Below are 14,191 nucleotides of genomic sequence, written 5' to 3'. Positions count from 1 at the left end.
TTGGTTATTTTTTAGAGCTGTTTTTGGGAGTTCGTTTGGTTTTATTTGGTTTTACATTTTTTTCTTTCTTACGATTATGAAGTTCATGTGCTTCGGCAATAGAATGCGAAGTTCTGATGCTTTGGTCTTTTTTAGCGAGTTCACTTAATCGGTGATAATATTTCTGAATGATAATCATTTCTTCTTCGGTCATGCTTTCAATATCAACAAGACTATTGCTCGATAAATCATTGGATGCAACGAGTTCATTTAATTTTAACTGAATGGCAAGCGAATCTTTATTTTGTGCTTTTTGAATTAAAAAGACCATCAAAAAAGTAATAATCGTAGTTCCTGTATTAATGACCAATTGCCAGGTTTCAGAATAATCGAAAATAGGACCAGATATTGCCCAAGCAACAACAATAATAAACGCGCTAATAAAAGCAGTTGTGCTTCCGGCGGCTTTTGAAACTTTTGAAGCAAACTTTTCGAATGCACTGCTTTGCTGAGATTTAGAATTCATTATTATTTGGTTTTTGATTTGCTTACTTTTTCTTCTCGAATTACTTTATTGTTCTTTTCGTCATAAACAGCGGGGTTAATTTCTTGTCCTGTTTTGCTGAATATTTTAATTTTTGGAGCTTCATGCGTTCCTGTAATTACAATCGGGAAACCGATAATTCCGAAAAGCGGAAGACCTAAACGCATTCTAAGATCCAATAGTCCATCAAAGCTTGTAGTTCCTTTTATTGTGGGTTTAAAACCTGCCACAGTAAAGGTAAATGGCTCAACATTAATAAGGTTTTTATCTATAGTCGATTTAATTTCAATTCCTTTCATATCAGGATTATTCAAACCGTTTTGTCCTGTTTTAGAACTAATTCCGTCAAAAAGTTTTAGTCCTTTAATTTTAACATCACGTAAATTTATCGTTCCGCCGCCTTGAAGAGATTCGTAGATTGGTCCCATATTTCCATTCAAATCTCCTTTGACTTTATAGTCGACAGATATGATTCCGTACGCTTTTTCAGCAGCTGTAACCATGTCATGAAACATCGGAATCTCTTTATAAGCTCTTTGAACATCAAAATCTTTTGCTGTAAAGTGAGCATCAAAGTGTGCAGATGTTGGCGATTCGTCTCTATAAGAGGCATTTACACCTAAAATGCAATCGATTATATTAAAGGTAATGTTTTCTAAGTAAAATCCTTCTTTTTTTATACCAGTTTTTCCAGTTAATTTATTAAGAACCAAACCATTGTATTCTATTTTGTCAGCGTTGGCGTTTAAACTGACATTCAGGTTTTTAGGAATGATCACTACACCACTCATTTTTGGGTGATCTTCCTTGGCATAATCTACGGCAAGCGTACGGTCTTTATTTTCTCCTTTTTCGAGTGCCATAAATTCATCAACATTGATCAGTTTTGATTTTAAGTTGAAGTTTCCAGTCAAAGTTCCGTTAGATTCTAAGAAATAATTAATGGTATTTAAGAGATAACCATTTATGTCAAAATCAGATTTTCCATAAGAGGCATTAAATTTTTCAAACCACATTTTCTCATTTTGAAAACGGAAATTTCCTTGTTTGATAAAGAACGCTTTCGGAAACAATTCTGAAGTCGCTTTTATGTTTTTTAGCAACAATGTTCCTTTATTATCCAGTTTATCATATTGGCCTGTTGTAGCGTAACTTTGTTTTCCTTTTAGCGAAAGATCGGCTTTAGCATAACCTGTTAAATCGAGGCCTTTTTCTGAGAAAACCTGATAGATTCTGCCCACATTCAGTTCGCCTTTAATTTTTGCATTATAAGCTAAATCACTAAAATCAGATAAAGTGGCGTTAACATAAACAGGATTTCCTTCGAAAACAAAAGAAGCTGGAGCAACGGCAACAATCAAATCCTGATAAGTTCCAGCTTTATTAAGCATATTGGCTATAAAAGTGATATTGGTAATTGGATTTGGATAATATTTTGTTTTAAGCCAGCCATTTCGAAGTGAAATTCCGCCAATAGTTTTTGGAAACAGTTTTTTCGAAGTGCTAAAAATTCCTTTTGCCTGAATATTGGTCTTTAAAATTCCTTTTAAGTCAATATTTTCCAATCCTAAAGCGGCATCGACAACAGCAAGATCCAAAGCGCCTTTTACACTTGCATTAAGGTTCATTTCGCTTAAACCTTTACTGTGCAGATAAGCATTGAAATAATCTTTTTCGCCAACTTTAAATTTTAATGTTCTAAGATTTACCAAAAGCTGTTCCATGTCTAAAGACGGAAGAATAGCATTCAAATCCATTTTAAAATCGGTTAAAGGAACTGGCGCGTTTTTATAATTTACCGAACCTTCATTTATTTTTAAATTGAAAGCTAAGTTTGGTTTTTGTTTTTTCGGGACATTATAATCTCCTTTAAAAGTGACTAATAAATCGCTTCTTCCTGAAATTTCGGTTTTTTCCAACCATGTTAAATATTCTGGTGGCATTACAGACAATAAATCTTTTACAGTTGTATTTTCTGAAGCGGCTTTAATATTGATTTTATATCCATCTCTTAAAATAGAAAATAAACCAGTAAATTTTAAAGGTAATTTATTGATATGAAGTTCATTTTTTTGCAAAATAAAAGTAAGGGCGTGCGTATTGATTCGGGTAATTAAATCGGCACTAACTTTTTTTCGTCTCAAATAACCAGTTCGGTCGTAATAGAAATCGAGATTATCAATTTTGGCATCGGTTGCAAGATCAAATATGTCTTCGCTTAGATTTCCTTTTCCGATGTAATTGAAACCTTTCGCATCAACTAAAATTTTTGCAGAGCGATCGTTATATTTTACATGGCAGTTTTGCAAATCAATGCGTTCCAATCGAATTGCTGTTCCTTCTTCTGGAGCATTTGGATCTTCTTTTTCCTCTTTTCGATCTTCTGGGGCAACATAAATATTATAATTCGCCTGACCTTGCTCATTAACCATAATATTGATTAAAGCATCAGAAACGTAGAGTTTGTTGATTTTGACTTCGTTATCAAAAAGCAGTCTTTTTATATCAATTCCAAAAGCAACTTGATCTGCTTTCAGTAAAGTGTCATTGCTAAAAGGTTTAGAACCTGTTAAAGACAATTCGTCAAGTGAAACGGTCAATGACGGAAAATGCGTAAAAAAAGAAAGTTTAGATTTTGTAAAATCGAGTTTAGTATCTAAACGTTCGTTTGCAATTTTCTTTACTTCTGAAGCAATTTTTCCTGGAAAAAGTAACGGAATAATAAATAGCAAAAACAAAATTACCGCAATTGTAATTCCAGTAATTTTTAAAATTTTTAAGGTGGTATGTTTGAATGTAGAAGGCATATAATATAAGTTTTTGCTTTTGAGCAATGTTAAAAATAGAAGTTAAAAATCTAGAAACGAGAACTTAAAAGTTGTAATATAGAACTGTAAGTTATGATTGATCTAAAATTTATTTTTTCTTATCGGCTTCGACTTTTTTAGCTTCTTCCTGTTTTTGTTTTTCTTCTTTCTCTTTCTGTTCTTTTTCCTCTTTTTCTTTAGCGGCTTTCTCTTGTTGTTCTTGTTTCTCTTTTTTAGCTTCTTCTTGTTTTTCTTTTTTCTCTTCTGCCTTTTTCTCTTTTTTCTTAAAATAACCTCTAAAGAGGAAATTGCTTTTTGCAGCTTCCATATTTTCGCTAAAACCTTTTGTACCGCTTTCTAGATTAGAAAGTGTGTTCGAAACGCTGTTGGCCATTTTATCATCTCTTACCAATCTTGCTAGAGCCCCGTTTCCGTTGTTCATGCTATGGCTGAAAATGGCAATTTCATCTGAAATTATACCAATATTATCCACGCTTTTCTTTACGCTTTTCATAATATCGTGCATTTCAATTCCGTCAACAGAAGCAATCTGTCCGTTGTCTTCAATCTCTTTTTGAGATTTGGCACCTGGAGAAATTGTTAAAACTTTGTCACCCATTAAACCATCAGAGCCAATACTTGCAGTGGCATCGGTTTTAATGAATTTTCGAACCTCTTCTTTCATTACCAAAATGACGTTTACAGTCGAATCATTTTTTAATTGAATTTGTTCTACTGTTCCAACATTAATTCCAGAAAAACGAACATTATTTCCAACTTCCAAACCACTTACAGTTTTAAACTGAGAGCTAATATGAAAGGTTGAACCAAAAAGATTTTGCTGTTTTCCAATAAAATAGACAGCCATTATAAAAAGCAGTAAACCTATCGTTACAAACATTCCTAATTTCCAAGTATATCCAGATTCCTTTTCCATGATTTCTTAATTTATTTTGCTTTATTCAAAAAATGAGCGAACCCATTCGTCTTCGTCTTTTTCTAGTTCTTCGTATGTTCCTTCAGCGTGAATTACGCCATCTTTTAAAACCACAATTCTATCAGAAGTTACTTTAGCGCAAGCCATATCGTGCGTGATAATAATCGAAGACGTTTTTTGTTTGTGTTTAATATCCAAAATCAATTCGCTGATTTCTCTCGACGTTATAGTGTCCAAACCCGTTGTGGGTTCGTCATATAAAATGATTTCTGGTTTTAAGATTAAAGTTCGCGCTAAGCCAATTCTTTTTCTCATACCGCCCGAAAGTTCAGAAGGCATTTTGTCAATAGCATCGGCTAGGCCCACATTTTCCAGTGCTTCCATTACTTCATTTTCAACTTCATCTCGACTTAAATCACGTTTGTGTTTGGTCAAGGTAAAAGCCAGATTTTCTCGAACCGACATTGAATCATACAATGCGCCACTTTGAAACAAAAAACCAATTCGAACTCGAATGGCATTAAGTTCTGTTTTAGAAATATTAAGAACGTTTTCATCAAAAACTTTGATTTCACCTTTGTCAGGTTCAATCAATCCCACGATACATTTTATGGTTACTGATTTTCCAGATCCTGAACGTCCTAAAACCACTAAATCTTCACCTTTATTCAAAGTGAGATTTACGCCTTTTAATACGGCATTATCTTTTCCAAAAGTCTTGTGCAGATCTTTAATTTCAATAATCGGAGTTTGATCTTTCTCTTTTGTTTTTGATTCTTTATGTAATTTTTCCTTCATCATTTTAAAAGAATAAATCGGTTATTTGAACAGCGACCATATCAATAATAAAAATGCTTAACGATGCCGTTACAACTGCGGAATTAGCAGCTTGGCCCACGCTTTCTGTTCCGTTTGATGCATTAAAACCTTTATAACAGCCAATCATTCCGATAAAAAATCCAAAAAAGAAAGTTTTTAGCGTTGCTGGAAGCAGGTCTAAATATTCTAAGGATTGAATGATCTGGGTTAAAAACCTGTAAAAATTGACATCTCCATGAATGTTGATGCCTACATATCCGCCAATAATTCCAATAGCATCTGCAAAAAAGACTAAAATTGGTACCATTAAAGTACAGGCTAAAACTCGTGTCACTACTAAATAGTTATACGGATTTACAGCTGAAACTTCCATAGCATCAATCTGTTCCGTCACTTTCATAGAACCTAATTCGGCTCCAATTCCTGACGAAATTTTTCCAGCGCAAATCAATGCTGTAATTACTGGAGCAATTTCTCTTATTAGCGAAAGCGCCACCATTCCCGGAAGCCAAGATTCTGCACCAAATTTTACCAACGTTGGACGCGATTGAAGCGTAAGCACCAATCCCATAATAAAACCCGTAATTGCAACTAATGGCAGAGATTTATAACCAATAACATAGCATTGTTTTAGAAACTCTCTCGTTTCGTAAGGTGGAATAAAAACCTCTTTAAAAAACCTTTTGGCGAATATTGTGGTTTCTCCAATTTCGGCGAATGTATTTTTAATAGCAAGAATCAAAATATTTATGTTTTAATGTGAATCCTATAAAATGAAAAACTGAATAGTGAAAAGACCTCTTCAGTTTCTATATGAAAGTTACTTTTTTTAAGAGTTAAAATCTTACAGAACTTTTTAGGAAGTTTATATAATTTTCATCGAATGACGCACAATAAAAGGAAGGAAACGGCGTTTTGAGAATGTTTGAAAAACAAAAAATCCCTTTCGAATAAGAAAGGGATTTTCCGGGTTTAAAAAAGTGAAGTATTTGGTTAGCTTCATTTTATAAAATTACGAATTAATTGCTAATCCTGTACGGGATTTCATTAATGGTATAACTCGTGATTGTGAAATTGCCAATTTTTCCATTAATAATCTGGCAGTTAAGAAACATACTGTTGATTCTGCACCTTGATTTAAGTTTACATTATGTTTCTCAAGTCCATCGTAACCGCCGCCACTTACAGGATTGTACATAATTTGGTTCAAATGATTTTTTCCTAAAAACCAGTTGAAAGCCGCTTTCATTTTCTTTTTATATTCTGGAGTTTTAAAGGCATTATAAAATGCATTTAAAGTCTGAATTGTATAAGTAACGTCAATTGGCTGTTCTCCGTATTCATGAGGTTCTGAACCTTTATGATGCCAGCTTTGATTAGAAATAGCTTTGAAAGTTCCTTTTGCAAATGTTTTAGAAATTAAGAAATCTAAAGAATCCAAAGCTACTTTTTTGTAAACCGGTTTGTTGGTAATTAAATATGCATAAAGCATAGATTCTGGAAGAATTCCGTTTCCATAAGTCAGATAATTTTCAAACCATTGCCAGTCTTCTGTGGCAGTATCTTCGTAGTTTGCCAAAAGTTTAGCATTCAGTTTATTGATGATTGCAGCAACATATAGATTAGGAATTGTTGAATGGTACAAATACAATCCTTTTGTAGCAAAACCAATTGAACGCGGCGACTGAATATTTTCGGCCCATTTTAAGGAATTCAATAAACATTTTGTTGCTTTTTTGGTAATCGCCTCTGGTAGTAAATCTGACATTGAAACCACAGTCCCTAAGGCCCAGATTGCTCTTGCATTAGAATCTTCTAAATTCACTTCGGCATTTTGTTCTATATGTTCGCGGTTTTCCTGATCGACATAATTGATAAAATCTCCTTTTGGCTTTTGGCAACGCTGAATAAAATCTAAATAAATTAAAATATAAGCCAAATCGTCTTTGTCCTGAGTTAGTTTGTAATGCATACAAAAAGCAATTAAAGCTCGTGCATTATCATCTAAAGTATATCCTGAATCTAAATCTGGAATCGAAATTTTACTGAATTGGATGATTCCTAATTCGGTAGTTAATTTTTTAATATGTTTTAACTGAATAGCAGGATAGCTATATTTGATTTCTGATGGATTTTTAATTAGGTCTTTGTAAGTATTCATTTGAGTAATTGCAACATTTTCCCATGAAGTAGCTCGCATTTTGGTAAAAGAACTAATTCCCATTTCGTGTCTTAAGTTTTCATCTTCAATCAATTTAATTGCCGCTTCAGCAAATTGATCAGGATTTCCAATATCACATAAAATTCCAGAATCTGAAGTTAAAACTTCTTTCGTATGCGGAATTTTTGATGCCACAATCGGACAAGCACAACTCATTGCATAAGCAAAAGTGCCACTCACAGCCTGATTTGGGTCTTTGGAAGTAAACATATATATGTCAGTCGCTTTCAAATATTCTAAAAGTTCATCAGTATCCAAATATTGATTTATAAAACGAACATTGTCTTGAAGATTCAATTCTTTAACCAAGCCTTCCAATTTATCTCGATAAGTATCAACGCCATCTCTTATTAAATTTGGGTGGGTTTTTCCGATTATTAAATACAAAGCATTTGGTGCTTTTTCGATAATTTTTGGTAAAGCCTGTAAACCTGTTTCTATATTTTTACCTTCTCCTAAGAGTCCGAAAGTTGAAAGTACTAATCTATCTTGAATGTTTAATTTTTCTTTTGCCTGTTCTGGGGTTTCATATATCACAATGTGAGTTCCATGAGGTACACAAGTAATTATTTCTTCATTGATATCGTAGTCGTTAATTAGTATTTCTTTAGATTTATTAGTCATAACAAAAACCGAATTGCTGTAGCTTAACAGCAGCCTTACAAATGTTCTCAATTCGTCATTCGGATTCGGAATTACGCTGTGAAAAGTAAATGTAACAGGGATTTTAATAGCATTTAAAAAATCTAAAAGATGATCTCCATAATTTCCTGAAAACAAACCAAATTCATGCTGAATATGAATTAATTTCACAGTTTCATCTGCATTAATTTCCTCGGCTACTTTAACATATTCTTCTCGATTTTTTGTATTTAAGGTAAATGCTTGTGTTGGTTGGTCTTTGGGTTTATCAACAAGTTCACATATTTCGCATTTGATAGATTTACCATAAACATCTGTGATTCCTTTAATGGTATCTTGAGTATAGGTTGCTATGCCGCATTGCGTAGGCGGAAAAGTAGATAAAAAAACTATTTTTGATTTATTTGATATTGTTTTCATGAGAATTCATTTTTAGCTCGGTTAATAACTCGTTCAGGTTCAGAGATGCCACCGCAATCTTATCATCGGCAGCGCCATAGTAAATATATAGTTGGTTGTCAAAAATGGCTGTTCCAGTAGGGAAAACCACATAATTGACATAACCATGTCTTTCATAATATTCAGAAGGAGTAATAATAGGTTTTGGAAGCCTTGCTATAACTTTTGAAGGATCTTCTAAATCCAATAAAACAGCTGCGGCATGATAAACCAAACCTTTCTCTCTTCTTTCAGCAGCATGATAAATTAAAAGCCAGCCGTCTGCTGTTTCTATTGGCGGGGCTCCTGGACCAATATGGCTTGTTTCGTGGTCATACTTTGGTTCCATTACAATGTGATCGGGAAGATTTTTTAAGTAATCTTTCCAAAAATCTTCTGTCAATTCTGATTTTTTTTCAAACGAAAAAATTTGAATAGATGGAAATAATCGATGCAATGCAACAAATTTTCCATTGAACTTTTTCGGGAAAAGAACTACGTTTTTGTCCCAAACAAACAGGTTTTCTTTAATGGTTTCCGTTAACGGATAATTTCTTTCAGTATTGAAGGCCAAAATCTTAGCAATACTCGGATTCTGTAAATGCTTTCTAATTAGATTTGTAAATTCGTTAAGAATAAACTTCGGTGTAATAATTCCTTTCTTCTTAAAAACCTTTAAATCTTTTGAAACGGCGAGAGCTCCACAGGCGTTAATTCCGTCGTAAGTAACATAAGTCATATAAAACCTGTCGTCTATTTTAGTAATTCTAGGATCTTCGACACCATGAATTTCATAAATATAATCAGGAACAAAAATGGGCTGTGTGTTTCTTTCAACTAAAGTTATTGGGCCTTCAAAGCGGCAATAACCAATAGTAGAGAAATTCCCTTTTTTTGCGGCTCTGTAAAACATGTGTACCTTATTTCCGTCTTGATAAATTGCAGGATTTAAAACTCCTAATTCTTCAAAATTTCGATCTGTTTTTTCTAAAATGACACCATGCTTTTTAGCTGCTTCCATTACTGTAAAAATTTTATCTAAAATTACTTTAGTATAAAAGCGACCATTAATCCAATCCATTAAAAAATTAACTCAAATGCACAAACATGGTAATTCTGTAAGGCTTGTTAATAATCGTGAAAGTGGCGTATAATATGGTGTTGTTTTAGTTTATAGCGATAATAATAAAGCGTTTAGAGTTAACAAGATTTGTAAGAATAAAAGAACTTTGAAATAAACAAAAGGCTTATAAAATAGTCGTATTAAGAACTTAAAAAATCAATATTATGTTACGTTGGACAGTTATATTTATAATTCTTGCTATAATAGCTGGAATTTTTGGTTTTGGCGGTATTGCTGCCGGAGCCGCAAGCATCGCAAAAGTTTTATTCTTTATCTTTTTAGTATTATTTATTATATCATTAATTACAGGAAGAACGAAAGTTTAGTTTTTGTTAAGGTTCAGAGGTTCAAAGTCGCAAAGGTCCAGAGTTTTAGCCTATGCAACTTTGAACCTTTATCCCTTTGCACCTTCATATCAGTACCATTTTGCGTAATACTTCCTAGTAATAAAAGCAATCGGAATTCCGACGCAGCAAATCACAATAAGAATTGAAAGCAAAAGCGGAAAATCTAATTTTTTTTCTGGTAAAACAGGAAAAACAATCGGGAGAACAATTAGATTCATTACAGCCCAAATAAAGAATCCGTAAGAGATGCCAGATAGAAATGTGTTTATTTTAAAGAACGGGATGTAGGGAAAGATTTTAAAATAAAACCAAGCAAAAATAAAAGCAATTAAGAAATGAAAACCTAAACCCGCAAAAGTCATTTCTGGTCCGCCTGTATAAGCTTCTTTTTTAAAAACACCGCTTGCAATAGATTGTAGAATTTTTTCGGCTGTTGTTTTATGAAGTATTACAGCATAAATCAAAATAGCGGCAGTAATGTCTAATGTTCCTGCAACTAAACCAGATGAAACAATAGTTCTAACTTTTGATCTCATAAAAATAGTTTAGAGTTAAATACTGATTCCTTATTTTTTAATATGTTCGTAAATCGATTTTAACTGGTGTGTATGTCTCTGCGTGTGTACAATTGCAAAATGAAGCCATTCGTAAATACTTTAGCATCCAAACACGTCAGCGTTAAATCGTAGGTTTCTGCAGCTTCAAATAAATCATTTTGTATTTTTTTGATAGAAGCCAGCAGCGAACCTTTTTCATAGTCAATTTCAGCAGGTTTTATGTTTTCAGGTGATTGATATTTAGTATTAAAATCTAAAAAGATGCCATCAAGAGCTTTTACATTTTCGTCAGGTTTTCGGGTTGTCTTTTCCGTATTTCCCGCAAACAGAATTGTTAATCCTGAGCAGGCGAGAATAATATGCTGTACAGTTTGCCCAGCGGTCCAGCTTCCTTCAAATGGCACAATATTGATTTCTTCTTTTTCAAAAGAAGAAAGAAGATCATTCAATTTGGTGTAGGTCTCAAGTATGGTATTTTGAATAGCACTTTTCATTTTTATTAATTTTAGAAATTAGGTACTCGACAGTATATATTTACCGATTGGTTTAAAACTACGGTGAATAGACTGTTAAACTAAATTTATAGAATTAGGCGAATGAATGATGGTATTTCAAATATACAATAAAAAATATTAAAATACTATGAATCAGACATTTGAGAAGTGTTAATTTTTTATGGAAGTGCTTCGCAGAGGTAACCGTGCGAATTTAAAATGTCGATGATTTTTGTATTGGAAATTGAAGGTGCGTGAATACGGAGAATTTTGTCGCAATCTTCTAAATCGAAGTTGATCAAGCTATTTGGATAATGCTCAAGAAGCTTCTCAATGATAACATTACATTGAGATTCTTCTTGAACATTTGTTTTAAAAACTTCAATCATAAAGTTTTGATTTTTAGAGTGCTATGTTTTTATAACGCTGTATTCTGTGATATGTTACATACGATACAATTAATATCGCTAAAACAATTAAAGGGAAGAAGCCTTGAAAACCAATTCCGTCAATTGCGAAATGACTTATTGAGGCAAAAATAAAATCGAAAGCAAATCCTGCATAAGCCCATTCTTTGATTCGTCCAGGCACTTGCGGAATAATTAAAGCTAAAACTCCAAGAATCTTAAATACAACAAGTGCATTCCCGAAATATTGCGGATAGCCAAGGTGTCTGATTCCTTCTTTGGCTAGTTCAGACTGAGAGGTTAAAGCTGGCATAACGCCTTCGAATAAAAAAATAAGAATAGTAGTAGTCCAGAAAATGATTTTCGCTGTTTTCATTGAATATTTATTTAAAAGGTTATTAGTTAAAGTATTACAAATCTAATAATGTTTTCCTTTTAAAGAAATACACATTTACGACTATTTTAGGGGCATTTTGGACAAGATTGTTTTTTAAGAGGTGCAAAGATGCAAAGTAACAAAGGCTCAGAGTTTTTTTCTTTGTTTAGATTTACTCGTATTTGTTATGTCATCCTGACGAAGGAAGGATCACACAAGAGACTCGGCAAAGATTGGTAGGAATTACTTTGTGGAATTTCTAGTGTGATCTTTCCTTCGTCAGGATGACATAAAATAAGGAAGTTTGGAATTTGGATTTTAGAATTTAACTCAGTTGGTAATTCGTAATCGTAAACAAATCCTCAAAGCCTAATCTCGTGTAAATGCCCTTTCCTAGAGCAGAAGCTTGTAATTGTGCATATTCACAATCGGCATCAATAGCTTCGTTGATGGCAAATTTCATGATCTCTTCTGCGAAACCTTTTTTTCGCATTTCAGGAATAACGCCGACACCGTGAATTCCCATAATATCTCCAGTTTGAAAAAGAGTCAATGTTCCAATCGCTTTTCCTTCAAAATGAACTAAGTAGAATTTCACATTTTCGTAATTAGCAACCAAAGTTTCTTTGCTGATTACATAACTAAAAGAAAGCGGATAAATATCTGACCAAGTTTTGGCATCTTCTTCATTTAAAACTCTTTTGAAAGTAAGGCTGTATTGAAGCGGAAATTTTTCTCTCAGTTTTAAAGCCATTGCCACAAGCTGAATTCGAATATGAAAGCCATTTTTTTCGAAAATTTCTTTAGAATTACTTCCAAAAATATCCCAATACGGAATAACCAAACCTGGATTTTTCTCCATTGTTTCCTGAATCTGCAGAAAGTTTTCTTCGGTAATATCTTCTCTAGACCATAATCTATTTGGCCAGCCTGAGTTTTTTATTTGAGAAAATTCAAAAGGATCATTTTTATGATAAGAAAGGAGAGGAGTTGCAACAGTTTTCCAAAGAGTGGTAAGATTGTCAATATTGTCTTTGATGAGGTCTAGATGGTTCATTGTAAATGACGAGTTTGAATTATACTGACAAAGGTAAATTGAGTTTTTCAGAAAAGCCTTTACATATGTTGATTTACAAATCTTTTTCCAAACTTTTTCTGATTCGGCTTAACTGCGTTGGCGTAATGCCCAAATGCGAAGCAATATGCAATAATGGAACGCGATCTGCAATAGTTGGATGTTTCTCTAAAAGGCTTACATATCTTTCGGTTGCGTTTTGCATCACTAAAGCGACTTCTCTTTGTTCTTTTTCGATGATCCAGTTTTTTTCTAGATGGGCAATATAAAAGTTTTTGAGATCGTCATTTTTATAGATCAGCTCCATATATTTTTTATAATTGATGTTGATGACGATACAATCTTCTAAAGCTTCAATTGTAAAATTTGAGGGAGTTTGGAGCATCAGCGAAACTTTAGAACCTGCAAAATAATTTTCAAGAAAAAGATTTTTGTTATAGAAATTTCCCTGCTCATCTGTAATAAAAGCCCTTAAAATTCCTTTGGCAACAAAATGAAGATTTTTAGCAATTTCTCCATTTCCTAATAATGTTTCTCCTTTTTTAAGAGTTTGGAAATGCGTAGTGCTTTCTATCTGTTTCCAAGACTGATCAGAAAGCGGGTAGTAGCTTTCGATGGTTTGTTTTAGATTGTTGAGGTACTCTTGATGATGCATTTTTGTAGTATTTTTAAGCTTATCAAAAGTAGCAAAAAACTGTTTCGTGTTTTTTGTTATTAAGCTATTAAAAATATATTTAGGATAAAAAAAGTAATAAAAATAGCTCATTTTAATACAAAGAAAACTTTTAGAGGTAAAATCCTGCATGCTGTAATTTTATTTTCGTGCTCATTTTATGAATTAATCAATTAAATAAAATAAACGATGAAAATAAAGAAGATTGTTTGTATGCTTTTATTAGCTCAAAGCGGATTTTTGATGGCACAAACAGAAACATTAGTAACACCAAATGGAAAAAAGGTAAAAGTTTTCACTAATCCTATTACAGCAAATAACGGATTAAAAGCTGAAAGTGGTAACATTGAATTAGGAGGAGCTTTACTAAAACCTACTACAATTGTAACCAATTCAGAAAATACATTAACCATAGATGGATTACAGGTTGGAGCGAACACAGATAACGTTTTAGTTGCAGATCCAACCGGAGTTTTAAAATGGGTAACAAGAGCTTCTCTTGGAGATAATTTAGGAAATCATATTGCGACACAAACTTTGAATATACAAAATTGGCCAATTAACAATGATGGAAATCCAAATTGGGGATTGAGCTTTTCAAAAAATCGTGATGACAAGAACGTAGTTGCAATACAGGGTGCTGGATTAAGTGTTGATTATTTAGATAGAAAATATATCTCAAATCTTAATGACGCTAACATGCTAAAATTTATTACAGTCGATGCCGCTGGAGGCGATTTTAAAATAATCAC

14 protein-coding genes and 1 pseudogene are annotated in these 14,191 nt (G+C 33.0%); 2 read left to right on the top strand and 13 right to left on the bottom strand.

The genetic code is table 11. The features are described from left to right. Positions 1-4: 4 nt before the first annotated feature. From OD917_RS06840 to OD917_RS06810, 7 genes are all read right to left on the bottom strand, one after another. Positions 5-505 (bottom strand): low affinity iron permease family protein, encoded by a 501-nt coding sequence (locus tag OD917_RS06840; protein ID WP_263522804.1) that lies wholly within the window; start codon positions 503-505, stop codon positions 5-7. 2 nt (positions 506-507) lie between these two features. Then, positions 508-3,330: an AsmA-like C-terminal region-containing protein gene (locus OD917_RS06835; RefSeq protein WP_263522803.1), complete on the bottom strand. Its 2,823-nt coding sequence runs from the start codon at positions 3,328-3,330 to the stop codon at positions 508-510. A gap of 109 nt (positions 3,331-3,439) precedes the next feature. After that, positions 3,440-4,267: an MlaD family protein gene (locus OD917_RS06830; protein ID WP_263522802.1), complete on the bottom strand. Its 828-nt coding sequence runs from the start codon at positions 4,265-4,267 to the stop codon at positions 3,440-3,442. A 21-nt stretch (positions 4,268-4,288) separates the two neighbouring features. Beyond that, positions 4,289-5,065 (bottom strand): ABC transporter ATP-binding protein, encoded by a 777-nt coding sequence (locus tag OD917_RS06825; protein ID WP_411970329.1) that lies wholly within the window; start codon positions 5,063-5,065, stop codon positions 4,289-4,291. A gap of 4 nt (positions 5,066-5,069) precedes the next feature. Then, positions 5,070-5,828 (bottom strand): MlaE family ABC transporter permease, encoded by a 759-nt coding sequence (locus OD917_RS06820; RefSeq protein ID WP_263522800.1) that lies wholly within the window; start codon positions 5,826-5,828, stop codon positions 5,070-5,072. A 270-nt stretch (positions 5,829-6,098) separates the two neighbouring features. Further along, the gene (locus OD917_RS06815) at positions 6,099-8,369 is read right to left on the bottom strand and encodes a glycosyltransferase (protein WP_263522799.1); all 2,271 of its coding nucleotides are present in this window, start codon (positions 8,367-8,369) and stop codon (positions 6,099-6,101) included. Beyond that, a complete protein-coding gene (locus tag OD917_RS06810) occupies positions 8,350-9,408 on the bottom strand; it encodes a pesticidal protein Cry7Aa (RefSeq protein WP_263522890.1) in 1,059 nt (352 codons plus the stop codon). Before OD917_RS06810 ends, OD917_RS06815 begins: the two co-directional genes overlap by 20 nt. A 266-nt stretch (positions 9,409-9,674) precedes the next feature. On the opposite strand from OD917_RS06810, the gene OD917_RS06805 reads away from it, so the two are divergent. After that, positions 9,675-9,836 (top strand): DUF1328 family protein, encoded by a 162-nt coding sequence (locus OD917_RS06805; protein WP_111289424.1) that lies wholly within the window; start codon positions 9,675-9,677, stop codon positions 9,834-9,836. 89 nt (positions 9,837-9,925) lie between these two features. Here the strand turns inward: OD917_RS06805 and OD917_RS06800 are convergent, their stop codons facing one another. The 6 genes from OD917_RS06800 to OD917_RS06775 all read right to left on the bottom strand — a co-directional run bounded on the left by OD917_RS06800 (position 9,926) and on the right by OD917_RS06775 (position 13,421). After that, positions 9,926-10,393, bottom strand: coding sequence for a DUF1440 domain-containing protein (locus tag OD917_RS06800; protein WP_263522798.1), 468 nt, complete (start codon positions 10,391-10,393; stop codon positions 9,926-9,928). Between the two features lie 59 nt (positions 10,394-10,452). Continuing rightward, positions 10,453-10,908, bottom strand: coding sequence for a DinB family protein (locus OD917_RS06795; protein WP_263522797.1), 456 nt, complete (start codon positions 10,906-10,908; stop codon positions 10,453-10,455). A 179-nt stretch (positions 10,909-11,087) separates the two neighbouring features. After that, entirely contained in the window at positions 11,088-11,297 is a 210-nt protein-coding gene (locus tag OD917_RS06790) for a hypothetical protein (RefSeq protein ID WP_263522796.1), read from the bottom strand. A gap of 13 nt (positions 11,298-11,310) precedes the next feature. Continuing rightward, complete coding sequence (locus OD917_RS06785; RefSeq protein ID WP_263522795.1) at positions 11,311-11,691, bottom strand: DoxX family protein; 381 nt, start codon at positions 11,689-11,691, stop codon at positions 11,311-11,313. A gap of 325 nt (positions 11,692-12,016) precedes the next feature. Further along, positions 12,017-12,748, bottom strand: a complete 732-nt coding sequence (locus tag OD917_RS06780; protein ID WP_263522794.1) for a GNAT family N-acetyltransferase — start codon at positions 12,746-12,748, stop codon at positions 12,017-12,019. A gap of 73 nt (positions 12,749-12,821) precedes the next feature. After that, positions 12,822-13,421 carry a Crp/Fnr family transcriptional regulator gene (locus OD917_RS06775; protein ID WP_129747740.1) on the bottom strand — a complete coding sequence of 200 codons (600 nt, stop codon included), beginning with the start codon at positions 13,419-13,421 and terminating at the stop codon, positions 12,822-12,824. A gap of 207 nt (positions 13,422-13,628) precedes the next feature. Here OD917_RS06775 and OD917_RS06770 point away from each other — a divergent pair. Beyond that, positions 13,629-14,191, top strand: a pseudogene (locus OD917_RS06770) (hypothetical protein); the annotation flags it as partial.

This window comes from Flavobacterium sp. SH_e, assembly GCF_025717045.1.
GTDB lineage: Bacteria > Bacteroidota > Bacteroidia > Flavobacteriales > Flavobacteriaceae > Flavobacterium.
This window is presented reverse-complemented; position numbering and strand designations above follow the sequence as displayed.